This window comes from Bradyrhizobium algeriense (genome assembly GCF_003062295.1).
GTDB classification, from domain to species: domain Bacteria; phylum Pseudomonadota; class Alphaproteobacteria; order Rhizobiales; family Xanthobacteraceae; genus Bradyrhizobium; species Bradyrhizobium algeriense.
In genome coordinates, this window is the sequence record NZ_PYCN01000014.1 from 89,250 (window position 1) to 112,001 (window position 22,752).

Below are 22,752 nucleotides of genomic sequence, written 5' to 3' on the forward strand. Positions count from 1 at the left end.
TCCTACGTCTTGTCCGGCAGGTTAAGCCGGATGTGGAGCTCGCGGAGCTGCTTGGTCGTAACCTCTGATGGCGCGCCCATCAGGAGGTCCACGGCCTGCTGGTTCATCGGGAACAGCGAGATTTCACGCAGGTTCGTGGTGCCGCAGAGCAGCATCACGATGCGGTCGACGCCCGCCGCCATGCCGCCGTGCGGCGGCGCGCCGTACTGGAACGCGCGGTACATGCCGCCGAAACGCTCGACGACATCCTTCTCGCCATAGCCCGCGATCTCGAACGCCTTCACCATCGCCTCGGGGCGGTGGTTGCGGATGCCGCCGGAGGCGATCTCGTAGCCGTTGCAGGTGATGTCGTACTGGAACGCCTTGATGGTCAGCGGGTCCTGCGTCTGCAACGCATCGAGGCCGCCCTGCGGCATCGAGAACGGGTTGTGCGAGAAATCGACCTTCTTGTCTTCCTCGTTGTACTCGTACATCGGGAAGTCGACGATCCAGGCGAGTTCGAACTTGTCCTTGTCGATCAGGTTCAGTTCCTCAGCCACCTTGGTGCGGGCGAGGCCAGAGAACTTCCAGAATTTCTCCGGGTCGCCGGCGACGAAGAACGCAGCATCGCCCTCCTTCAAACCGAGTTGCGCACGGATCGCGGCCGTCCGTTCCGCGCCGATGTTGTTGGCGAGCGGACCCGCGCCCTCACCGCCCTCGCGCCACATGATGTAGCCGAGGCCGGGCTGGCCCTCGCCCTGCGCCCACGAGTTCATGCGGTCGCAGAACGCGCGTGAGCCGCCGCCCGTGCCGGGGATCGCCCAGACCTGGTTCTTGGGGTCTTCCAGCATCCGCGCAAACACCTTGAAGCCGGAGCCACGGAAGTGCTCGGAGACGTCCTGCATCACGATCGGGTTGCGCAGGTCCGGCTTGTCACTGCCGTATTTCTTCAAGGCTTCGGCGAACGGAATCCGCGGCCAGCCTTTTGTGACCGGCTTACCCTTGGCGAAATCCTCGAACACGCCGGTGATGACAGGCTCCATCGCCGCGAACACGTCGTCCTGGGTCACAAAACTCATCTCGACGTCGAGCTGATAAAACTCGCCCGGCAGGCGGTCGGCGCGCGGGTCCTCGTCGCGAAAACACGGCGCGATCTGGAAGTAGCGGTCGAAGCCCGACATCATCAGGAGCTGCTTGTACTGCTGCGGCGCCTGCGGCAGCGCGTAGAATTTTCCGGGGTGAATACGTGACGGCACCAGAAAGTCCCGCGCGCCCTCCGGCGAGGACGCCGTCAAGATCGGGGTTTGGAACTCGAAGAAGCCCTGCTCCTTCATCCGCTTGCGCATCGAATCCACGATCGCGCCGCGGGTCATGATGTTCTGGTGCAGCTTCTCGCGACGGAGGTCGAGGAAGCGGTACTTAAGCCTGATGTCTTCAGGATATTCCTGCTCGCCGAACACCGGCAGCGGCAGCTCGGCCGCAGGCCCGAGCACCTCGATCTCGCTGACATAGACTTCGACCATGCCGGTCGGCAGTTCCGGATTGTCGGTGCCGTCGGGACGGCGGCGAAGCTTGCCGTCGATCCGCACCACCCATTCCGAGCGGAACTTTTCGACATCCTTGAACGCCGGCGAATCCGGGTCGGCCACGCATTGGGTCAACCCGTAATGATCGCGCAGATCGATGAACAGCACGCCGCCATGGTCGCGGATACGATGGCACCAGCCGGAAAGGCGGACGGTTTGGCCGATGTCGCTCTCGCGGAGCGCGCCGCATGTGTGTGACCGGTAGCGATGCATGGAATTCCCAAAATCAGATGTCGGAGGTCAGAATCGGGGCCAAAGGCCGCGCGAATTGCGGGAGGGTTTACCCGACGGCGCGAGGGGCGGCAACCAATGGCAGGGCCTGTTTTGGACCCGGAAAGCGAGATTTCCGCCTGCACCGGCCCGAACCGTTTGCCTATTCCGTGCCCGCGCCTATCTTTAGGTCATGACCGTCCATTTCCCGTTCCAGAACACCTATTCGGCGCTGCCGGCGAACTTTTTCGCCCGCGTGGCCCCGACGCCAGTCGCCGCCCCCCGGCTGATCAAGCTGAACCGGGCCCTGGCCGTCCACCTCGGGCTTGATCCCGACGTACTGGAGAGCCCGGAAGGGGCTGAAATCCTCGCCGGAAAGCGCCTGCCCGACGGCGCCGACCCGATCGCGATGGCCTATGCCGGCCACCAGTTCGGACAGTTCGTGCCCCAGCTCGGCGACGGCCGGGCCATCCTGCTCGGCGAGGTCATCGACAAGGACGGCGTCCGCCGCGACATCCAGCTCAAGGGATCAGGACCAACGCCGTTCTCGCGCCGGGGCGACGGCCGCGCCGCGCTCGGCCCGGTCCTGCGCGAATACATCGTCAGCGAGGCGATGTTCGCCTTGGGCATCCCCACCACCCGCTCGCTCGCCGCCGTGACCTCGGGCGAGAGCGTGATGCGCGAGACCATGCTGCCCGGCGCGGTGCTGACCCGCGTGGCCGCAAGCCACATCCGCGTCGGCACCTTCCAGTTCTTCGCCGCGCGCAGCGACACCGATGGCGTGCGCCAGCTCGCCGACCATGTCATCGCGAGGCACTACCCCGACGTGGCAAAAGCCGAGCGGCCCTATCACGCGCTGCTCGAAGGCGTCGTAGCCCGCCAGGCCGATCTGCTCGCGCGGTGGCTTTTGGTCGGCTTCATCCACGGCGTGATGAACACCGACAACACGTCGATCTCGGGCGAGACCATCGACTACGGCCCCTGCGCGTTCATGGACGAATACAATCCCGCGCAGGTGTTCTCTTCGATCGACGAAATGGGCCGCTACGCCTACGCCAACCAGCCGCGCATCGCGCTGTGGAATTTGACGCGGCTCGCCGAGTGCCTGCTGACGCTGTTCTCCGACGAACAGGACAAGGCGATCGAACAAGCGCAGTTCATCCTCGGCGAATTCGCCGAGAAATTCACCGCCGCCTATCAGGCCGGATTGCGCAAGAAGATCGGCCTGTTCACCTCACGCGACAGCGACGAGGCGCTGGTGCAGGACCTGCTCGACGCGATGGCCAAGAACCAGGCCGACTTCACTCTCACCTTCCGCCGCCTGAGCGATGCCGCTGGAGACGCTGACAACGACAGCGTCAGGGCCCAGTTCACCGATCCCACAGCCTTCGACGAATGGGCCTCGCGCTGGCGCCAGCGCCTCGCGGACGAGCCGCAATCCGCGGCCGAGCGTCAAGCCGCGATGCGCGCGGTCAATCCTGCCTTCATTCCCCGCAACCACCGCGTCGAAGCCGTGATCGCGGCGGCCGTGAACAACGACTACGCGCCGTTCGAGGAATTGCTAACGGTGCTGTCGAAACCGTACGAGGATCAGCCGGAGTTCGCGGCCTATGCCGAGCCGCCGCTGCCCGAGCAGCGCGTGCTGCAGACGTTCTGCGGGACGTAGAAGCACCGCGCGCGGATCGTAGGATGGGTAGAGCGAAGCGAAACCCATCAATAGCTTGCGCGGGGCTGATAGGTTTCGCTTCGCTCTACCCATCCTGTACGCACTGTGAGCAGGCTACCCGCGTTAACCGCAATCCTTAAGCGCGCGTCCACCATCCGCGCATGCGCGCCTCCCCCAGTTCCACGAATTAAGAAACGGTCAACGCGCTCCCCGCAATTCTAGTGGCTTACTCGTGGAGAATTGCCGTGGACGCCTTTGCCTTCGAATTCATGGGAATGGTGATGATTGGGCTCTGTCTCATCGTGCTCGCGATCCCGTCGGGCCGTCGACGGTCGCGGCGCATCCGGTACGAGTAGTCCGGGCCCCGCCTCCGTACCCGAAAGGCCCGCAATCCCGTGCACGGCGCCTAGCCGGAAACGGGTTGCCCGGGCGCCTGACCTAAAAACGCCCGCAACGCGCTTGCCGTCTATGGCAGCCCGCCCGCCAAACGACGCAAAAAAGCCGTGCTCAGGCTCAAATGCAGGGCTCAAATCCTGCCCAACACCCTTGACATATCAGCGTTTTCGGCAGAACGCCTGTCGGACGCGTCATGGATTGTTCATGGATCTGATTACCACCACTTCCGACCTCGCCGCTGCCTGCTCCCGGCTCGCCCAGCACAAGGTCATCACCGTCGACACCGAGTTCCTGCGGGAGACGACCTACTATCCCTTGCTCTGCGTCGTGCAGATGGCGAGCGCGGACGAGGCCGTCGTGATCGACACGCTGGCCCCCGGCATCGACCTCAAGCCGTTTTTCGAACTGATGGGCAACGAGGCGGTGCTGAAGGTGTTTCACGCCGCCCGCCAGGACATTGAAATCGTCTGGCATCAGTCCGGCACCATTCCGCACCCGATCTTCGATACGCAGGTCGCGGCCATGGTGCTGGGTTATGGCGACAGCATCGCCTATGACCAGCTCGTCGAGCGCGTCACCGGCCACCGGCCGGACAAGACCCACCGCTTCACCGATTGGTCGCGCCGGCCGCTGACGCCCGAACAGATGCATTACGCGGTCTCCGACGTCACCCATTTGCGCGACGTCTTTGCAGCGCTTGATGCCGACTTGAAGAAGCGCGCCCGCAGCGACTGGGTCAGCGAGGAGATGGAAGTCCTGACCTCGCCAAGAACCTATGATTTCCACCCCGAGCGCGCCTGGGAGCGGCTCAAGACGCGGGTGCGCAAGCCGAAGGAACTGGCGGTGCTGATGGAAGTCGCGGCCTGGCGCGAGCAGGAAGCGCAAAGCCGCGACGTGCCGCGTTCGCGCGTGCTGAAGGACGATGCGGTCGGCGACATCGCCACCCACGCCCCGACCTCACTGGAGCGCCTCGCCGGCCTGCGCTCGCTGCCGAAAGGTTTTGACCGCTCCAAATGGGGCACCGATATCATCGCCGCCGTGCAGCGCGGCCTCGCCCGCGATCCTCATACGCTGCCGAAGATCGAAAAGCCGCGCGGCAATTCCAATGGGGCTGCGACCGTCGAGCTCCTGAAGGTGCTGCTGCGGATGACGTCGGAACGCCACGCCGTCGCCAGCAAGGTCATTGCCACCGTCGACGATCTCGACCAGATCGCCGCCGACGACCAAGCCGACGTCGCCGCGCTGCATGGCTGGCGGCGCGAATTGTTCGGCGAAGCGGCGCTGGCGCTGAAACACGGCAGGCTGGCGCTGGCGATCGAAAAAGGCCGCGTCGTCAGGGTCGACCGGGCGTAAGCTTCGCTCGCTTACCTCTCCCCGCAAGAGCGGGGCGAGGGTGGAAGCAATCTACCACTTCAACTCCAGCCCGAGCGTGCCCTGATGCGACTGCATCGCGGCGCGTAATTTTGCGTCGTAGTTGACGTAGAGCCGCGCGGTGTTGGTCAGGCTCAGCGATGCCGAGGCACCGGCATCGGCGCCATACCGGCTCTCGCCGATACCCTGGAACGTAATGCTCTGCACGCCCTGGCTGACGGTGATGTCGGAGAAATTCTGCACGACATTGTCGACGAACTTGCCGTAGCCCGACAGGTCGAAAATCTTGCCGTCGAATATCCAGTAGTGACCGATCTCCGCGCCGATCAATAGCCGCCCGCGCTGCACGGTGGCGCCGGTCGCCATCACCGGATCAAGGCCGCCGATCTCCTGCAGCGAACCGGTCTGGGCGCGGACATATTCGAACGCGGCCTTGGGCACGATGCGGCCCTGGTCCCTGGTCCAGTAGTAGCTGATCTCGCTCAGGACGCCGTCGAGCTTCGCATGGTATCCGGCGGTCGCAATCCCGATGCCGGTGTCGCGGCGCGAATTGATGTGGCCGAAACCATGGACCACCGCGCTGGCCCAGGTCCATGGCCCGCTGTCGACGGAAGCCGTAAAACCGATCTGGGTCAGGTCGATCGTCGCCGATTGCAGCGCCAGCGGAATGTCGATCGCGGAGCGGCTCTGGTCGATCGACAATCCGATATTGATGCCCGGCGCCACCCGCGCGCCGATTCCCGCCACCCCGCCCCAGGTCTTTCTAGTGTCGCCGACGAAATCGCCGATTGCGCCGTTCTTCGTGTAGTTCCCGTAGCCTTCGAACCAGGTCCGGTAGCGCGGCGCTTCCGTGCTCTCGGAGGCACCGCCGCCGCCGGGATTGGTCCGCTGCAGGCGGTTGAAGCCGTTGCTCGACTGATTGGCCAGCCGTTCCAGAAAATTGCTGCCGAGATTGGTCACCGCCGCACCCGACGACACCGTCGAATTGATCACCGTCGGCGTCGGACTGGGTGTCGGTGAAGGCGTAGGGGTTGGGGTTGGAGTGGGCGTCGGTGTTGGCGATTGCGCATAGGCGGACGACAGCGTGCCGGTCGCGAGGATGAACACAATCGCCAGTCGCATGAACGCGCGACCGGTCCCGATTTTTCGTGCCCGCGAAAGCCGCGATGAGCAGCGCATGCAATCCATTCCCAAAGGCAAAAGCGCCGGCCCGAAAAATGCGCAAAACCCAATCAACAGGAGCGATTTGCTCCCAATTCGCCGGAAGGGTCAATCGGTTGACCCCCAGGCCGGCCGCCGAATACGCATCATTGTTGTTCGGCTGCCACAGCTCGCGCGACACGGCGACGACGTTTCCGGCAGTCGCCAAACCTTGCGAACGCCCTGCCCCGGCATTCAGGCTGCGGCCTGGCAGCCCGCGATCTCCTGGAGTTCCGGATAGTATCGCGCGGTCATCCGGCCGACATACCGCCGCAAATTGCCATGGCTTGCGGCCGCCCGCTGCAAATCCGATTCGAACAACGGACAAATCGCGCTGACCGCGAAGGCAAACATCGTCGCATCGATGCCGGCAGGCTCACTGCCCATGAAGAACGGCTTGTCGCCGAGATAGGCCGCCATCGCATCGATCGAGCGGATTCCGATCGCGGTAATCTCGTCGGCGGAGTGACGCCCGATCCCCTGCCCGTGCAACGTCTTGCGCAGGCGGCGGCGGATCATCGAGGCGACAACGGGCCGGACCGGCGCAGGCACACCCCTGAAGAAATTGACCGGCCCTTTGCGGAAATTGTCATCGATCATCCAGCGGAAATAGACGCTGGCCCAATATAGATTGTCCTCCGCCATTTTCTCGAACGCCCAGGCAATGGCGAGCTGCTCGGCGCTGAGCCCCTGGTCGAAATCGATCCCGTATTTCTTTTCGAGGTGCCAGCGGATCAGCGTGGAGTCGCCGAGCAACTGGCCGTCGTCCTCGATGTAGGGGATCTTGCCCTTCGGCGCCTTCGAAAAGCTCATCAGCGCCTTTTCGAACGGGAGTTTCGACATCCGCAACAAGGTCTCGGCCTTGGTCACGAACGGGCTTGCGTCGGGAAGGCCGAAATTGGGCCCGGAGCCATAGAGCGTGATCATGGAACCTCGATGATTTGCAGAGCGCGGTTTTACGGCGCACACGGCAGATAATATCAGATCGTCCGAGGCGAAATCAGGGTGCCGTCGCGATCGGCGCTGTCGGCGAACCTGCAGATGTCGCCTTCGAGGCGAAGCTTGCCGCTCGCAAGCAAGCGCAGCGCCTCCGGATAGATCCGATGCTCGATGCCGAGAATGCGCTGCGACAGCGTCTCGGCCGTGTCGCCGTCAGCCACCGTGACCGCGCCCTGCATGATGATCGGCCCGGCGTCGGTTTCGGGGATCACAAAGTGCACGGTCGCGCCCGAGATCTTGACCCCGGCCCGTAACGCCTGGCCGTGCGGATCGAGACCGGGGAACGACGGCAGCAGCGAGGGGTGGATGTTGAGCATCCTGCCGTACCAGCGCTGCACGAATTCGGCGGTGAACAGCCGCATGAACCCGCCGAGGCAGATCAGCTCGACCTTCTTTTCTTCCAACGCCGGCTGCAGGACGGCTTCGAAGCCCGCGCGATCCTTGCCGAACGGCTTGCTCTCAATGACGATCGTCGGGATGCCGCTTGCGGCTGCCTTCTCGAGCCCAAGCGCATCGGCCCGGTTGGAAATGACGGCAACGATCTCGGCCGGAAAATCCGCAGCCTTGGCCGCATCGATCAGCGCGGCCATGTTCGAGCCGCGCCCGGAAATCAGGATGGCGACACGGCGCTTCATTGCGCGAGATCGAGGTGACCGTTGTAGACCACGCGATGTTCGCCCGTAGCCGGGATCACTTCGCCGAGCAAGGCGACGGTCTCGCCGCTTTCGGTCAAAACTTCCGTCACCTTCTCGATCGCATCCGGCCTGACGATGGCGATCATGCCGATGCCGCAGTTGAAGGTGCGCAACAATTCGAGTTCGGCGATGCCGCCCTGCTCCGCCAGCCACTTGAACACCGGCAGCACCGGCAGCCGCGCCAGATCGATGCCGACGCCGAGATGCTTTGGCAGCACGCGCGGAATGTTGTCGGTGAAGCCGCCGCCGGTGATGTGGGCGAGCCCCTTGATCGCGCCGGTTTCGCGGATCGCGCGCAGGCAGGATTTCACATAGAGCCGCGTCGGCGCCAGCAGCGCACCGCCGAGCGTCATGACCGGCGAGAACGGCGCCGGCGCGTCGAAAGCCACCCGGGATTGCTCGACGATCTTGCGGACCAGCGAAAAACCGTTGGAGTGCACCCCCGACGAGGCCAATCCGATCACCGCGTCGCCCACGGCGATATCCCCGCTGGGCAGCAGCGTGCCGCGCTCGGCGGCTCCCACCGCAAAGCCCGCGAGATCGTAATCGCCGTCCTTGTAGAGCCCAGGCATCTCAGCGGTCTCGCCGCCGATCAGGGCGCAGCCGGATTCCCGGCACCCCTCGGCGACGCCAGCCACGATGGCCGCCGCGGCCTCGGGATCGAGCTTGCCGCAGGCAAAATAGTCGAGGAAGAACAGCGGTTCCGCGCCCTGCACCACGAGGTCGTTGACCGACATCGCCACCAGGTCGATGCCGATGCCGCCATGCAGGCCGGTCTCGATCGCGATCTTGACCTTGGTGCCGACGCCGTCGGTCGCCGCCACCAGGACGGGATCCTTGAAACCCGCCGCCTTGAGGTCGAACAGGCCGCCGAATCCGCCGATTTCGGCGTCCGCGCCCGCCCGGGCGGTGGCGCGGACCATCGGCTTGATGAGATCGACCAGGCGGTTACCCGCATCGATATCAACGCCCGAATCGGCGTAAGTGAGCCCGTTTTTGCGGTCGATCATGCCCAAATTCCAGTATGATGACGGCTGGTTACGAGGAATTCCGCGATCCTGCAATGGCTCGCAAGCGCTTGGCGCATATACTATGTAGATAAGAACCGGCAGAACCCGCCAGGGGCCGGATTTAGGCCGGGAGCCGGGAAGCGACCGAGTTGAGTATTCCAAATATCATTACGCTGGGCCGCATCATTCTGGTGCCGGTCATCGTCTGGGCGATCGTTTCCAGCCAGATGGAGATTGCGTTCGCAATCTTCGTCATCGCCGGCGTCAGCGATGCCGTCGACGGCTTTCTCGCCAAGCGGTTCAACATGCAGAGCGAACTGGGCGCCCTGCTCGATCCGCTCGCCGACAAGGCGCTGCTGGTGTCGATCTATGTCGCGCTCGGCATCTGGGGCGCCGTTCCGCGCTGGATCGTCATCCTTGTGGTGTCACGGGACATCATGATCGTCACGGCCGTGATCGTGTCGTGGCTGTTCGACAAGCCGATCCCGATGAAACCGCTGATGGTGTCGAAGCTCAACACGGTGGCGCAGGTGGCGTTCGCGGCACTGGTGCTGGCGTCGCTCGGTTTCAATTTCAAACCGGCGCCTTATGACGTGATCCTGATGGGTTTTGTTACGGTCTTTACTTTGGTTTCGGTCTCGCTCTATCTCGTCGAGTGGGTGCGGCACATGAGCACGATCGAAGCGCGGTAACCGTCCTTTTGTTTTGACGCGCTTTCTTCACGCGAACCGGTGCCCACTTCGCTTGAAAACGCTATGAAGGCCGTAATATCCCGGCCTGGAGACTTGCGTGGCAGTCCGCGTTCAACCTCGTCAGCTAGCCTTTGCGCTGCCGCATGCGGAGAGCCTGACCCGCGACAATTTCCTCGAAGGGCCGGCCAACGAAGCCGCTCTCGCGCTGATCGAAAGCTGGCCGGACTGGCCGAACCGCATCATGCTGCTGGTGGGACCGGAGGGCTCCGGCAAGAGCCATCTCGCCGCGATCTGGGCCGAACAGGCCGGCGCGCGCGCGATATCGGCGCACGCGCTTAGCCCCGCCGCCGTCCCCGGCGCGCTCGCCACCGGCGCCCTGGTGGTCGAAGACCTCAAGCCCGGCGATTTCGACGAACGGGCGATGTTTCACCTCCTGAACCTCGCGCGCGAGGACGAGGCCTTCGTCCTGATCACGGGGCGCGTCCCGCCTGTCGCATTCGAGGTCGAACTGCGCGATCTCAGGTCGCGGCTGCGCGCCGCGCCCGTCGTGTCGCTTTTGCCGCCCGACGACCTGCTGTTTCGCGGCCTGATCGTCAAATTCTGCGCGGACCGCCAATTGAGCATCGACGAGACGGTCGTGAGCTACCTCGTCACCCGGATCGAGCGCTCCTATGCCGCCGCCCGCCAGGCGGTCGACCTGCTGGATACCGAGGCGCTGCGGCTCGGCCGGCCGGTGACTCGGGCACTGGCTGTGGAACTGCTGCGCAACGCCTGATTGGCAAGGCGCATGCTGCATCCTGCCGCCTTGACGGCGGCTGTAGGCGGAACATCAATGTCATTGAAACGTCATCGGCGTATCACATGCTGTGAGCTGCATTCCCCTTAAACTAGCCCTACGCCTCTCCGAGATGGATCAAAGCCTTATGGAATCGGCACAAGTTATTGAAATAAAAGAAAAAGAACCAGTTGCCGAGGCTCCACCCTCTATTGCCACGAGCCCGGAACGATTCATCAATCGGGAACTATCCTGGCTGCATTTCAATCGCCGGGTGCTCGAGGAATCGGTCAATCCCGGCCATCCCGTGCTGGAACGGGTCCGGTTCCTGTCGATTTCCGCCAATAACCTTGATGAGTTCTTCATGGTCCGCGTCGCCGGCATCAAGGCGCAGGTCCGTGAAGGCATTGCCGAGCGCAGCCCCGACGGCCTGACGCCGTTGGAGCAGCTCGTACTCATCAACAAGAACGTTTCGGAACTCGCCTCCGACCAGCAGGCCATCTGGCGCGATCTGCGCACCACCCTGTCGGAGGCCAGCATCGTGCTCGTCGACGGCCACGACTTCACCAAGGCGGAGCGAAGCTGGCTCGAGGATCACTTCCTCCGCAACATCTTCCCTCTGCTGACGCCGCTTGCCATCGATCCGGCGCACCCGTTCCCGTTCATCCCGAGCCTCGGCTTCACCATCGCGCTGCAGTTGTCGCGGGTATCCGACGGCAAGGCGATGAATGCGCTGATCCGCATGCCCGGCAAGATCGACCGGTTCATCCGCATACCCGCCGGCAAGGATGGCGCGGTGCACCTGATCCCGCTGGAGCAGGCCACCGGCCTGTTCATCGGCCGTCTGTTCCCCGGCTACACCGTCAAGGGCCAGGGCGCCTTCCGCATCATCCGGGACTCCGAACTAGAAATCGAGGAAGAGGCCGAAGATCTGGTCCGCCTGTTTGAGAGTGCGCTGAAGCGACGGCGCCGGGGATCGGTGATCCGCCTCGAGATGGAAGCCAAGATGCCGGAAGCGTTGCGGGGCTTCGTGCAGCAGGCGCTTGCAGCCGACGACGATGAGGTATTTCTGGTCGACGGCGTGCTGGCGATGAACGAACTCTCGCAGCTCACGCGGCTCGACCGGCCTGACCTCGAATTCATGCCCTACGTGCCGCGCCATCCCGAGCGGGTGCGCGACCATGGCGGCGACATCTTCGCCGCGATCCGGCAGAAGGACCTGATCGTCCATCACCCTTACGAATCCTTCGACGTCGTCGTGCAGTTCCTGCAACAGGCGGCACGCGACCCCGACGTGGTCGCCATCAAGCAGACGCTCTACCGCACCTCGAACAATTCGCCGATCGTGCGCGCGCTCGCCGAGGCTGCGGAAGCCGGCAAATCGGTAACCGCCCTGATCGAGTTGAAGGCGCGGTTCGACGAGGAAGCCAATATCCGCTGGGCGCGCGACCTCGAACGCGCCGGCGTGCAAGTGGTGTACGGCTTTCTCGAACTGAAGACCCACGCCAAGCTGTCGATGGTGGTGCGGCGCGAGGGCGGCAACCTGACGACCTATGTCCATACCGGCACCGGCAACTACCATCCAGTAACGGCGCGCATCTATACCGACCTTTCCTACTTCACTTCGGACCCGATCATCGGCCGCGATGCGGCGCGGGTATTCAACTACATCACCGGCTATGCCGAGCCGAGCGACATCGAGCGGATGGCGGTGTCGCCGCTGACGCTGCGCAAGCGCATCATCGAACATATCAAGGGCGAGGCCAATCACAGCAGGCACGGCAAGACGGGCGTGATCTGGATGAAGATGAACTCGCTGGTCGACCCTGATGTCATCGACGCGCTGTACGAGGCCTCGCAGGCCGGCGTGTCGATCGAACTGGTGGTGCGCGGCATCTGCTGTCTGCGGCCGGGCATTCCCGGACTTTCCGAGAACATCCGGGTCAAATCCATCATCGGCCGATTCCTGGAGCATGGCCGAATCTACTGCTTTGGTATGGGGCAAGGCCTGCCCGGCCCGAAGGCGGCTGTGTATATCTCGTCCGCCGACATGATGCCGCGGAACCTCGACCGCCGCGTTGAAATCCTCTGTCCATTGCAAAATCCCACGGTGCATCAGCAGGTTCTCGAACAGATCATGGTCGCGAACCTGAAGGATACCGAGCAGAGCTGGCAGTTGTTGCCGGATGGGTCTTCAACGCGTATGAAGGCCGCGAAAGGCGAAGAGCCGTTCAATCTGCACAACTATTTCATGACGAATCCGAGTCTCTCAGGCCGTGGAAAGTCTCTCAAGGAATCTTCGCCGCGCCGCCTTACGCGCCGTAACGAACGCCAGCAATCCCCATAAGGAGTTCCGGCTGTGAAGCGACCGCGCAAGCGCGCTTCCAGCGTCGCCGTCATCGACATCGGTTCGAACTCGGTTCGTCTCGTCGTCTATGAGACGATGGCGCGCAGCCTCGTCACCATCTTCAACGAGAAGGCGCTGTGCGGGCTCGGCCGCGAAGTGCAGAGCACCGGCCTTTTGGCCGAGGATGCGGTTGCCAAGGCGCTGACGGCGCTGCGGCGTTTCCGGGCGCTGTGCCGTATCCAGCAGGTGGGACGCGTCTTCGCCATCGCCACCGCGGCCTGCCGCGACGCCAAGAACGGTCCCGACTTCATCGCCAAGGCCGAGCGCATCTGCGGCGCCAGCATTGAAATCCTGTCGGGGCCGCGCGAGGCAAAACTTTCCGCGCTCGGCGTCGTCTCCGGCATCCACAATCCCGACGGCATCGTCGGCGATCTCGGCGGCGGCTCGCTCGAACTGATCGACGTGCAGAAAAACCGCGTCCACAGCGGCGTCACGCTGCCGCTGGGAAGCCTGGCGCTGCAGGACCTGTCGGACAAATCGCTGAAGCGCGCCGAACGCATTGTCAGCAGCAATCTGTCCGACGTGGCCCAGCTCAAGGCCGGCAGTGGCCGCACCTTCTACGCCGTCGGCGGCACCTGGCGCGCGCTGGCGCGCATCCACATCGTCCAGAGCGGCTATCCGCTGCGGGTGATGCACGGCTATGAGTTGCCGGCCGCCGACGCGCTGGATTTCGCGCGGCGCCTGCGCCGGCTCGCGGCGGCCAACATGCTCGCCGATATCGAAGTTGTCGCCGACGCCCGGCGCCCGCTCCTCACCTATGCGGCGCTGGTGCTCGAATACATCATCCGCGTCGGCAAGCCGAAGACGATCGTGTTTTCGACCTTCGGCGTGCGCGAAGGCCTGCTCTACGAGATGCTGCCGCCGCAGGAGCGCGCCAAGGACGGATTCATCTGCGCCACGCAAACCCTGAACGGGTTGTTGTCACGGTCCGCACGCCACGCCGAAGAACTGGTCGCCTGGACCGACCGGCTGGTGCGAGTCGTGAAGTTGCGGGAGACCGAGGAAGATCGCCGCCTGCGCCACGCCGCCTGCCTGCTCTCCGACATCGGATGGCGGGTGCATCCCGACCATCGCGGCGAGGAAACGCTGAGCCTGATCACCAACGGCAATTTCGGCTCGATCAGCCACCAGGGCCGCGCCTTTGTCGCGCTGTCGGTGTTTTATCGCTACGCCGGCTTGAGCGAGGAAAACGAGCCGCCGACCCAAATCCGCGAACTGGTGCCGCCCGCCATGAACGAGCGCGCGCGCGTGCTCGGCGCGGCGTTCCGCGTCGCCCATCTGATCTCGGCGGCACGCACCGGCGTGCTGCCGGCGACGCATTTCCGCAGCGGCAGCCGCAAGCTGATGCTGGTGTTCGAGCATCGCATGGTCGATCTCGTCGCCGACCGCGTCGGCAGCCGCTTCAAGCAACTGGCGCGGCTGGTCGGCCGCACCGGCTCGATCGTGCGGAACTGACGGCTGAACGGCGCCGGCTAGGCAAGTCGAGATTGATTGGTGAGGCTTACTCGACGTCCGCCATGCCCCGACAGCGACCAAATTCTGCATCGCAGCGAAAATGACGCGATGTGCCAGAAGCCAGCGCGCCATGCCGGCACCATTGGACCGCCTCCTCCAGAAGATTGGCGATCCAGAAGAAACACCCGCTCGGTCTAGCGATGGCCGTCCGCGTTCCTGGGGCGGCTGCGACGGCTATCCAGCCGCTGGCGCCGAGATCGCCGCTAAAGTAACATTCCACCGGATCGCTCGACGGGGACTGATTGGTCGCACTGGTTGGTGCGGCCCGTTTTCACGGGGTCCACGACGGGGCTGCCTCTGAGGGTCAGCTGATGGCCACTGCAATGACCAGCGTCTCGTCTCCGCCAAGGCCGACGCCGCCCCGGGGGTATTTGGCCGTTATCCGCACCATCGACAAGTTCACGGAGTGGACCGGCCACCTGTTCGTGCTCCTGCTGATTCCCCTGATCTTCGCAAACGTGATCGAAGTTTTTGCCCGATACGTGCTCAGCGACCCAACGATCTGGGCCCTCGATATAACGACGATGTCGTACGCGGCCCTCTTCATGTTGGGGTCCGCATTGGCGCTCCTGAAGGGCGCCCACGTCCGCACCGACATGTTGTGGGCAGCGTTCTCGGACCGAACCAAGGGCATGATCGACAGCCTGGCGTTTCTGCTGTTCTTCCTGCCGACAATGGCCGTGTTGTTCGTCATCTCGATTGACGACTTCCTGTACTCGGTTTCGATCGACGAGCGCTCGAGCTCCGGTGCGTGGACGCCGATCTTGTGGCCGCTGCGCGGCATTATTCCGTTGGCTGCCTTCATGCTGCTCTTGCAGGGCATCTCGGAACTCATGAAGAGCCTCTGGGCCTGGCGAACCGGCGAGTTCTTGACCAGGCACGAGAAGATCGAGGTCTGAAGCATGAGCTTTACCGAGACCCTCGGACTCATCATGCTCGTCGGCATGGTCGCGGTCATCTTCATCGGTTTCCCGATCTCCTTCACGCTGCTATTTCTCGCCCTCATCTTCGGTGGGCTCGGGCTGGGGTGGGAGCAGACGTTCAATCTGGCCTATCTGCAGATCTGGGGCACGATGAAGGACGAGATCTTTCCTGCCGTGCCGCTGTTCATCTTCATGGGCTATATGACCGAGCAGGCCGGGCTCATGGAGCGGCTCTTCGGAGCGCTGCGCAGCCTTCTCGCGTCGGTGCGCGGCTCGCTTTATCTGGCGGTGATCCTGACGGCGACGATCTTCGCCATGGCGACAGGCATCGTCGGCGCCGCCGTGACCGTGCTCGGCGTCATGGCCGCCCCGATGATGATCAAGGCCGGCTATGATGCCCGACTATCGTCCGGTGCTATCGCCGCCGGAGGTACGCTTGGCATTCTGATCCCGCCCAGCGTGATGTTGGTGGTAATGGGCCCGACCATGGGCGTGCCCGTCAATCTGCTCTATTCGGCAGCGTTCGGTCCCGGCTTCCTGCTCGCCGGCTGTTATGTCGCCTACACGCTCACCCGTAGTTTCATCAATCCGAAGCTCGGTCCACCAATGACGATGGAGGAACGCCGATCCGCTCACGACCAGATGACCACGGAAAAGGTCGGCGCGCCTGTGGTGGGATTGGGTCTCGTCTGCCTGGTGGCGATCACCTATTTGCTCCTGGACTGGATGCTGGGTCGAGCAGATGCCCCGCGTCTTCGCGTCAGCATTGGTCCATCGGGTGTTTCGGCGGTGGCATTGGTACTGGCGTTGTTGACGACGTTTCCCTATGTCCGAAGCGCCTATTTCCGCGCCATCGTCCTCGGTATAGCGCCGCTGAGTGCGCTGATCGGCTTTACCTTGGGAACCATCGTCGGTGGCTTGGCGACGCCGACCGAGGCCGCCTCGTGTGGCGCCTTCGGTGCCGCCTTGCTGGCGCTGCTCTACGGTCGACTCAGCATGAGGTCGATCATCAACGCGGGTACTAACACCATGGTGACCTCGGCCATGGTGCTGTTTCTGGCCGTGGCCTCGACGGTGTTCGGCGCCGTCTTCACGAAGCTTGGCTCGGCGAATTTGATCACAAACTCGCTATTGGCCATTCCTCTGGGAGACGGGTGGAAGCTGGCGCTGATCATGTTCATCTTTTTCGTGCTGGGATGGCCGTTCGAGTGGCCTGTGATCATCCTGGTCTTTATGCCGATCGTTCTGCCGGTGGTGGAAAAGCTCCAGTTCGGCCTGAACAAGCTCGACTTGCTGCTCTGGTTCGGGGCCCTGACCGCCGTGAACATTCAAACTGCGTTCTTGAGCCCGCCTGTTGCCATGTCAGCCTACTATCTGCGCAATGTCGTTCCACAGTGGAGCCTGGCGACGATCTACAAGGGCATGGCCGACTACATGGTGATCCAGGTATTCGTCCTGATCCTGCTGCTGTTGTTCCCGCAGATCGCTCTGTGGCCGCCGAGCCTGTTGAGGTAGGATCTGCTTTTTCCTCGCTCAGGGCCTGCGGCGAGGAGCTATAGCGTTTTCGAGCGAAGTGGATACCGGTTCGCGTGAAGAAAACGCGTCAGAACAAGAATCTTGAGCTTCGGTTCTGATTCAATCAGAACCGAAGCTCTAGAAGGCTTGCTTGTAGGTTGGGTCGAGCGTCGGCGATGACCCCAACATAAATCGGGAGCGCCGCACTGGCTCCTGTTGGGGGCACGCTTCGCTTGACCGAACCTCCGGAGCAAGAAGGGCGGCCAAGGCCGCCCTTCCATCTATCCTCTTGTCCCGAAATATCCGTCAACGCCATGTCATTGCGTTTTCGCGGGCCAATAGTGATCGGCCTGCAATGCGTAAGGCGGAAACATGAAGCGCTTGGCCGGCACCACCTTTGAGGCATAGGCCCGCTGGGACTCGTAGACCTTCTTGAAGAACGGATTCTTCGCGGATTCCGCCGCCGCGAACTCGTCCCAGGTTTTCAGGAACGCCGTGTTGACCTCCGGCGGCGTCGTCAGGAGCTTCACGCCGTGCTTGGTCGTAAACTCCGCAATGGCCTCCGCGTTCATCCTCTGAAACGTCGCCCACCAGCGCAGGAAGGTCTCCGATGAGGCCGACTTGATCGCTTCCTTGTTCTGATCCGGCAGGCTGTCCCAGACATCCTTGTTGATCGCGAGTTCGGCGACCGAGGCGCTCTCGTGCATGCCGGGCGTGTAATGGTACTTCCAAACCGTATGCAAGCCGAGGCGCAGGTCCTCGACTCCACCAACCCATTCCGCACAATCGATAGTGCCACGCTCGGCAGCAGGCAGAATCTCACCCCCCGGCATATTGACGACAGCCATGCCCATCTTGGCATAGAGCTGGGAGACGATACCGGTCTGGCGGCACTTCATGCCCTTGAAGTCGGGGAGGTCCTTGATTGGCCGCTTGAACCAGCCGAGCGCCTGCGGACTGGGCGGGATGCTCGGGAATGCGACCAGATTGAGCTTCAGCTCCTTCTGATAGAACTCGTTCCACAGCTCGAGGCCGCCCCCGTCGTAGACCCAGCCGATGAAGTCGATTGCATCCATGCCGGCAATGCCGGCCGGAGTGTTCGCGAACAGCGTTGCGGCATTGTTCTTGCCGACCCACCAGTAGGAGATGCCGTAAGCACCATCGATCACCTTCTTGTGCGTGGCATCCAGGATCTCGAAAGGCGGCACGACCGCGCCGCCTGGCAGCGCGTCGATCTTGAGGTTGCCGCCGGTCAGCTTGTCGACCCGCTCGGCGAAGAACTTCAACGCGTCCTGCGTGGTGGTCGACGCGGGCACCGCTGACTGGATCTTGAGGATTCGAGGCTGCTGGGCATGCGCCGTGACGGCGAACGCCAATGTGGCAGAGACTGCCGCGACCAGAGCCGTCCTCGTAAGCGAACTGATTTTCATTGGTTTTTACCTCCCTCTAGTGTTCGTTGTACCTCCCTTTAACAGCGTGCAGGCGAGCCATCGGGTTTCCGCCCGCGAACAATCCTACCGCGGATGAGGTGCTTCAGCCAGAGCGACCCGCCGGAGCGGGCTTACTTGCCAATGAGACGAATTTCCCTGCGAAATGGCTGCCGGGCGACCGGGCCGTTAGGGTCATTCGCGACCGGGTCAAGCCAACAGCAAGTCGGGCCATGTCCGCCATGCGGCTAGTTTGGTCGCGCGCTGCCCTCGTACATGAACGTCATCGCCTTGGGTCCAGGCATATAGCCGGTCTCCACCCGATCGATCCTGAACCCTGCACTTTCGATCATCGCGCCGATGGGTCGATTGAGATGACAGCCGCCACTGATGCGTTTCCAGGCCGGCGTCAACCAGTCCTGCCATCGCCGGACATTCTTGTCCGGCGCCATGCCGTGCTCCACGAACAGGAGCTTGCCGCCCGGCCGAAGCACGCGGCGCATTTCAGTGAGCGCCATCGCGGCATCTGGAATGCTGCACAAGGTCCAGGTGGTGACAACGGTATCGACGCTGCGATCGTCGAGTGGAATGGCTTCCGCGGAAGCTTCGATGAAGTTGACCGGCATACCCGGACGCAGCGCCTGTCGCGCCATCGCGATCAGCTTCGCAGACGGCTCCAGCGCCAACACCTCTTGCACCGGTGATCTATAGAACGGCAAGTTCCGGCCTGAACCGATCCCGATCTCGATCACCCGCCCTTCGGCCGCACCGGTCACCCGCTCGCGATACGGCCGCAGTTGCTTGTTGCGCATCGCGAGATCACAAACCCGCGGCAGGATATGGTCGTTGTAGAAGCCCATGGCTCATTTCCTTCGGGCGCAACCTGTCACTTTTCGAGCCGAGCGGCAATGACGGCAACAAGATCCACTGCGGCCCGCCTTGCCGTCACATCAGCGACATCACGCGCGCCACGAGCGCCGGCTCGCGCAGCGCGGCCTGCGGCTTGAGCAGTTGCGAGACTTCCACGGTCAACCGGTGCACCTCGGGATCCGCAGCGGCGAGCCTGGTCAAGGCCATACCGTATTGCAAGCGCTGCGCGAGGTCGGCGGGCCGAACGCCGCGCGTGGCGGGGTAGACGAAATCGGAGACGGCAACGCCCCACGGCGTTGCGATGGTGTCCTGGATGGCAGCAAAGAAGTCTCGCGCGAGCCGCTCCATGGGAACACCTTCCGCCAGCAACCGCTCCAGGATCACGGCCTCCTGTGCCGCCACGCTCATGCCCTGCCCGAACACTGGATTAAAGCGGCAGAGGGCATCGCCGATCACGAGCAGCCCTGCCGGGAAAGCCTCAAGGCGCTCGAAATGCCGCCGCGTGCTGCAAGGCAGCTGGTAGCGGACGATATCAGTCAGCGGCCGCGCATCCCGGACCGCGTCATAGATGGTCGGGGTGCGCAGGCTCCTGACGAAATCCATGAATCCTGCGCGGTCGCCCGGAGGCGCATCGCCATGATTGGCTCCGACGGAAAGCAGCCACCGCTGCTTCTCGATCGGAAACAGGAACGCTCCGCGGCTGCTGGCGGGTGCTGACGGCAGGATGATATTGCCGAGCCAGTCAGCATTGTGATCGATTGGTCGCTCGACGATAGTGCTCGCGTAAGCCTGATCAATGCCGATCTCGGTTTCCTCGGGCCTCTCGAGAGAAAGCTCTTCGAGCAGCTTCAGCGTCAGGCCGCAGCGGCCGGAGGCTTCAACAACCAGGTCGGATTCCTGGGTCACGGCAGGACCATCTTCGCTGTCATAACGGACCGCCTCGATCCGCTTTGCATCACGCGATGCGACCAGCCCGGTCACGCGGGAGCGCACGCAAATGTTGATGTTGGCCGTCTGCTGAACGCGTCGTCGCGTCACGGCTTCGAGCAGTGGGCGCGACATGCAGAAAATGTCGAAGCCGAGATCGCGAATCGGGAAAGGATCAAACCCGGGACGCTCAAACCTTATATCCTTACCCGTGCGGATCTTCACGGCACCCGCTTCCGCCAGATCGTTCTCAAATCCCGGAAACAGGGTCTGCAGCGCCTTCAGCCCGCCTGCGAGCAGTATATGGGCATGCTGGGCCTGCGGCGTGCCGCTTCGGGGCGCAGCGTCGGCGGGAAGCACGTCCCGTTCGATGATCGTGACTTTCCCGAAATGCCCCGAGATCGCCTGAGCGGCCGTAAGGCCGGCCATGCCGGCGCCAATAACCACGGCATGGCTTCTGCTAAGATCTGGCACGTCTTCCTCCTGGAACGGAGTATGTCAAACAAGATCGAAAGGCGATCAACGGACACGTACGGCGGACGCAGCTGCTGCGGGTAACCAAGCTTATCTGATCTTCCTTGGGGCGATGGTGAACGGCATCACAAGTTTGAGTTCGGAGCCCATCACCAAGAGGTCAGCTCAACCAGGTTGCAAACAGCGCCTAGATCACACTGGCTCCTGCTTGTCCGGGCTCCGCTTTCCTCACCGGAACTTGCCAAGCCCCGCCCCCTTGACCATCGCGTAGATCGCCGGGATCACGATCAGCGTCAGCAGCGTTGACGAAATCATGCCGCCGATCATCGGCACCGCGATGCGCTGCGTCATAGGAACGCCTCTTGCTGCGATGAAAGGAAATGTGATGGGTTGCGGGAGTAGACGATCAACCGCAACCCCTCTTGCTTAGATCGCGCCAATGCCTCGGCCGGCGACTTTCATACGGCGGTATAGCGCGGCTTTGGGTATCAACGACCCTTCGGTCCGCCCTGGTAGCGGAACGCCGATCCGCCGGCGATCGTGGGGGCCGGACGGGACGTTGCCCGATCATAGGCGAATGCAGAATACGGATCGGCTTGCGAGCCAGCTCTGATCGGCGTGCTCTTCCTGGCCTCGTTCGGCCAATAGCTCCTATCGGTAATGGTCGAGGCTGCTTGTGCGGTAGTGGAGACCGCCACGAGCGGCAACAAGAGTGAGATTGTCAGAAGGTGTTTGGTTGACATGTTCCGGCTCCATGATGTTTGAAAGCGCCGTGATATGCGCTTCTAACCATGAGTTCGGAGCCGGTTGTCAGCCGGTTACAGGCTCACGTCGACGTGAAGCCACCTGATACGTCATCACCAACGAAGCAGCCGTGGTCCCAATGCTGCACCTGCTAGAGTGCACAGCACAATCGTTCCGCCGTACCAGACGGCAATAAACGGCAGCGAATCGTCCGTGCAATGGAGCGCATAAGCCATCGCGCTGACGCCTCCCGCAACGAGACCTGCGAACGCGCCGGCTCGCGAAAGATTGGTGGGAGCGCCTTTTCGCACGGCCCAAATCGAAACAGCGAAGGGAACGATCGCAATGACCGGAATGGAGAGAAGGCATTCCAGCCATTCATCGCCCACAATCATCCTTTCCCAATGTGACTGGGGTGCGGATCCAAGGCTGATGGCGGCAAGAACCACGATGACGAGAAACGGCACAGCGACAAGCAAGGCGGGCGAGATTTTCCGTTCCCCGCCCGGCCGTGCCAGTCTCGTCAGGTAAAGCAGCGCGACGCCGACGATACCGATTGCAAAGGCAAGCTTTACGGCGAGAAACATCAGTGCGCGGGCTGTTACCAAGTCGGCGCGGAAGCCCAAGCCGACAACGGCGATGCCGAGCGCCACGATCGCCCCTGCGACAATTGCAACGCAAAGCGTGCGAACGACCGCATTGCGGTCGATCGGTTCAAGGTTGGTACTCAGGAGTTCAACCAGATCATCCGTCTTCATGTTCGGGTTTCCCGGGCAATCAGCGCAGCCAGCGCCTTGAGCCCACGGTGGATGTTTACCTTTACGCCCGACTCGGAAAGACCGCATCTTCTTGCGGCTTCGGCTACGCTCAGTCCGTCAAGCTTCACAGCCTGGATCGAACATTGCATGCCTTCCGGCAGCCGTTCCATCAGTCGTCTGATATCATATGTGCTTTCGGCGCCCGTATGGTCGTCATCCGCCATGACCTCGTCGGCTTCGTCGATCGGCACGTCGGCGAGCGAAGCACGGTTGCGACGCAGAAAATCGATCAATTTGTAGCGCGCGATGGCGTGCACCCAGGGCGTCAATGGCTCTCTCGGGTCGTAGGTATGCCGCTTGATATGGATTGCCAATACAGCTTCTTGAACCAGATCTTCAGCCTCCGATGTACCTCTGCCGAGCGCTGCGAACTTAGTCTTGTAATAAGCGCGCAAGCGGCGGCTCAACTGATCGAGCAACGAGCGGTACGACGCCGCGTTACCGTCCAGGCTCGCAAGCATCAGGGCCTTGAGTTCGATTTCCAGGGTCGTCATGCCTGCTATCTCGTGAGTTCGCCGGCCCGACTGGTTTGGTTACAGTCTACTGCCGCTAC

The 22,752-nt window shown here is 62.8% G+C and carries 19 protein-coding genes and 1 pseudogene; 8 read left to right on the forward strand and 12 right to left on the reverse strand.

Annotation, left to right across the window (positions count from 1 at the left end; genetic code table 11):
- Positions 1–2: 2 nt before the first annotated feature.
- Entirely contained in the window at positions 3–1,778 is a 1,776-nt protein-coding gene (gene aspS / locus C7G61_RS24670) for an aspartate--tRNA ligase (protein ID WP_108519274.1), read from the reverse strand.
- Between the two features lie 190 nt (positions 1,779–1,968).
- Between aspS and C7G61_RS24675 the strand changes: the two genes are divergently transcribed.
- A complete protein-coding gene (locus C7G61_RS24675) occupies positions 1,969–3,441 on the forward strand; it encodes a protein adenylyltransferase SelO (RefSeq protein WP_108519275.1) in 1,473 nt (490 codons plus the stop codon).
- A 600-nt stretch (positions 3,442–4,041) separates the two neighbouring features.
- Positions 4,042–5,190 carry a ribonuclease D gene (gene rnd / locus C7G61_RS24680; protein WP_108519276.1) on the forward strand — a complete coding sequence of 383 codons (1,149 nt, stop codon included), beginning with the start codon at positions 4,042–4,044 and terminating at the stop codon, positions 5,188–5,190.
- 51 nt (positions 5,191–5,241) lie between these two features.
- Here rnd and C7G61_RS24685 read toward each other — a convergent pair whose 3' ends face one another.
- The 4 genes from C7G61_RS24685 to purM all read right to left on the reverse strand — a co-directional run bounded on the left by C7G61_RS24685 (position 5,242) and on the right by purM (position 9,112).
- Positions 5,242–6,387 carry an autotransporter outer membrane beta-barrel domain-containing protein gene (locus tag C7G61_RS24685; RefSeq protein WP_108519277.1) on the reverse strand — a complete coding sequence of 382 codons (1,146 nt, stop codon included), beginning with the start codon at positions 6,385–6,387 and terminating at the stop codon, positions 5,242–5,244.
- Positions 6,388–6,603: 216 nt separating this feature from the next.
- Positions 6,604–7,335 (reverse strand): glutathione S-transferase family protein, encoded by a 732-nt coding sequence (locus C7G61_RS24690; protein ID WP_108519278.1) that lies wholly within the window; start codon positions 7,333–7,335, stop codon positions 6,604–6,606.
- Positions 7,336–7,388: 53 nt separating this feature from the next.
- On the reverse strand, positions 7,389–8,042 hold the full coding sequence (purN, locus tag C7G61_RS24695; protein ID WP_108519279.1) for a phosphoribosylglycinamide formyltransferase: 654 nt from the start codon (positions 8,040–8,042) through the stop codon (positions 7,389–7,391).
- Positions 8,039–9,112 (reverse strand): phosphoribosylformylglycinamidine cyclo-ligase, encoded by a 1,074-nt coding sequence (purM, locus tag C7G61_RS24700; protein ID WP_108519280.1) that lies wholly within the window; start codon positions 9,110–9,112, stop codon positions 8,039–8,041. The genes purN and purM overlap by 4 nt, the downstream gene beginning before the upstream one ends.
- Before the next feature lie 149 nt (positions 9,113–9,261).
- Between purM and C7G61_RS24705 the strand changes: the two genes are divergently transcribed.
- From C7G61_RS24705 to C7G61_RS24730, 6 genes are all read left to right on the forward strand, one after another.
- The gene (locus C7G61_RS24705) at positions 9,262–9,804 is read left to right on the forward strand and encodes a CDP-alcohol phosphatidyltransferase family protein (RefSeq protein ID WP_108519281.1); all 543 of its coding nucleotides are present in this window, start codon (positions 9,262–9,264) and stop codon (positions 9,802–9,804) included.
- A gap of 97 nt (positions 9,805–9,901) precedes the next feature.
- Positions 9,902–10,579, forward strand: coding sequence for a P-loop NTPase family protein (locus C7G61_RS24710; RefSeq protein ID WP_108519282.1), 678 nt, complete (start codon positions 9,902–9,904; stop codon positions 10,577–10,579).
- Positions 10,580–10,727: 148 nt separating this feature from the next.
- Entirely contained in the window at positions 10,728–12,926 is a 2,199-nt protein-coding gene (locus tag C7G61_RS24715; RefSeq protein ID WP_108519283.1) for an RNA degradosome polyphosphate kinase, read from the forward strand.
- 12 nt (positions 12,927–12,938) lie between these two features.
- The gene (gene ppx, locus C7G61_RS24720; protein ID WP_108519284.1) at positions 12,939–14,441 is read left to right on the forward strand and encodes an exopolyphosphatase; all 1,503 of its coding nucleotides are present in this window, start codon (positions 12,939–12,941) and stop codon (positions 14,439–14,441) included.
- A gap of 371 nt (positions 14,442–14,812) precedes the next feature.
- Positions 14,813–15,400 carry a TRAP transporter small permease subunit gene (locus C7G61_RS24725; RefSeq protein ID WP_190241960.1) on the forward strand — a complete coding sequence of 196 codons (588 nt, stop codon included), beginning with the start codon at positions 14,813–14,815 and terminating at the stop codon, positions 15,398–15,400.
- A gap of 3 nt (positions 15,401–15,403) precedes the next feature.
- Positions 15,404–16,939, forward strand: coding sequence for a TRAP transporter large permease (locus tag C7G61_RS24730; RefSeq protein WP_108519285.1), 1,536 nt, complete (start codon positions 15,404–15,406; stop codon positions 16,937–16,939).
- Positions 16,940–17,256: 317 nt separating this feature from the next.
- Here C7G61_RS24730 and C7G61_RS24735 read toward each other — a convergent pair whose 3' ends face one another.
- From C7G61_RS24735 to C7G61_RS24760, 7 genes and pseudogenes are all read right to left on the reverse strand, one after another.
- Complete coding sequence (locus C7G61_RS24735) at positions 17,257–18,369, reverse strand: TRAP transporter substrate-binding protein (protein ID WP_108519286.1); 1,113 nt, start codon at positions 18,367–18,369, stop codon at positions 17,257–17,259.
- A gap of 245 nt (positions 18,370–18,614) precedes the next feature.
- A complete protein-coding gene (locus C7G61_RS24740) occupies positions 18,615–19,226 on the reverse strand; it encodes a class I SAM-dependent methyltransferase (RefSeq protein ID WP_108519287.1) in 612 nt (203 codons plus the stop codon).
- 85 nt (positions 19,227–19,311) lie between these two features.
- Positions 19,312–20,637, reverse strand: coding sequence for an FAD-dependent oxidoreductase (locus tag C7G61_RS24745; RefSeq protein WP_145963684.1), 1,326 nt, complete (start codon positions 20,635–20,637; stop codon positions 19,312–19,314).
- Positions 20,638–20,865: 228 nt separating this feature from the next.
- Positions 20,866–21,051 (reverse strand): annotated as a pseudogene (locus tag C7G61_RS47070) (hypothetical protein); the annotation flags it as partial.
- A gap of 74 nt (positions 21,052–21,125) precedes the next feature.
- Positions 21,126–21,380: a hypothetical protein gene (locus C7G61_RS24750; protein ID WP_108519289.1), complete on the reverse strand. Its 255-nt coding sequence runs from the start codon at positions 21,378–21,380 to the stop codon at positions 21,126–21,128.
- A 114-nt stretch (positions 21,381–21,494) separates the two neighbouring features.
- Positions 21,495–22,139 carry a DUF1109 domain-containing protein gene (locus C7G61_RS24755; protein ID WP_108519290.1) on the reverse strand — a complete coding sequence of 215 codons (645 nt, stop codon included), beginning with the start codon at positions 22,137–22,139 and terminating at the stop codon, positions 21,495–21,497.
- The gene (locus tag C7G61_RS24760; RefSeq protein ID WP_108519291.1) at positions 22,136–22,693 is read right to left on the reverse strand and encodes a sigma-70 family RNA polymerase sigma factor; all 558 of its coding nucleotides are present in this window, start codon (positions 22,691–22,693) and stop codon (positions 22,136–22,138) included. Before C7G61_RS24760 ends, C7G61_RS24755 begins: the two co-directional genes overlap by 4 nt.
- Positions 22,694–22,752 lie beyond the last annotated feature (59 nt).

Excerpts from the sequence above, each read along its gene's own strand:
- aspS (WP_108519274.1), bottom strand. The coding sequence starts at position 1,778 with ATGCATCGCTACCGGTCACACACATGCGGCGCGCTCCGCGAGAGCGAC.
- C7G61_RS24675 (WP_108519275.1), top strand. The coding sequence starts at position 1,969 with ATGACCGTCCATTTCCCGTTCCAGAACACCTATTCGGCGCTGCCGGCG.
- rnd (WP_108519276.1), top strand. The coding sequence starts at position 4,042 with ATGGATCTGATTACCACCACTTCCGACCTCGCCGCTGCCTGCTCCCGG.
- C7G61_RS24685 (WP_108519277.1), bottom strand. The coding sequence starts at position 6,387 with ATGCGCTGCTCATCGCGGCTTTCGCGGGCACGAAAAATCGGGACCGGT.
- C7G61_RS24690 (WP_108519278.1), bottom strand. The coding sequence starts at position 7,335 with ATGATCACGCTCTATGGCTCCGGGCCCAATTTCGGCCTTCCCGACGCA.
- purN (WP_108519279.1), bottom strand. The coding sequence starts at position 8,042 with ATGAAGCGCCGTGTCGCCATCCTGATTTCCGGGCGCGGCTCGAACATG.
- purM (WP_108519280.1), bottom strand. The coding sequence starts at position 9,112 with ATGATCGACCGCAAAAACGGGCTCACTTACGCCGATTCGGGCGTTGAT.
- C7G61_RS24715 (WP_108519283.1), top strand. The coding sequence starts at position 10,728 with ATGGAATCGGCACAAGTTATTGAAATAAAAGAAAAAGAACCAGTTGCC.
- C7G61_RS24725 (WP_190241960.1), top strand. The coding sequence starts at position 14,813 with ATGGCCACTGCAATGACCAGCGTCTCGTCTCCGCCAAGGCCGACGCCG.
- C7G61_RS24730 (WP_108519285.1), top strand. The coding sequence starts at position 15,404 with ATGAGCTTTACCGAGACCCTCGGACTCATCATGCTCGTCGGCATGGTC.
- C7G61_RS24735 (WP_108519286.1), bottom strand. The coding sequence starts at position 18,369 with ATGAAAATCAGTTCGCTTACGAGGACGGCTCTGGTCGCGGCAGTCTCT.
- C7G61_RS24740 (WP_108519287.1), bottom strand. The coding sequence starts at position 19,226 with ATGGGCTTCTACAACGACCATATCCTGCCGCGGGTTTGTGATCTCGCG.
- C7G61_RS24750 (WP_108519289.1), bottom strand. The coding sequence starts at position 21,380 with ATGTCAACCAAACACCTTCTGACAATCTCACTCTTGTTGCCGCTCGTG.
- C7G61_RS24755 (WP_108519290.1), bottom strand. The coding sequence starts at position 22,139 with ATGAAGACGGATGATCTGGTTGAACTCCTGAGTACCAACCTTGAACCG.
- C7G61_RS24760 (WP_108519291.1), bottom strand. The coding sequence starts at position 22,693 with ATGACGACCCTGGAAATCGAACTCAAGGCCCTGATGCTTGCGAGCCTG.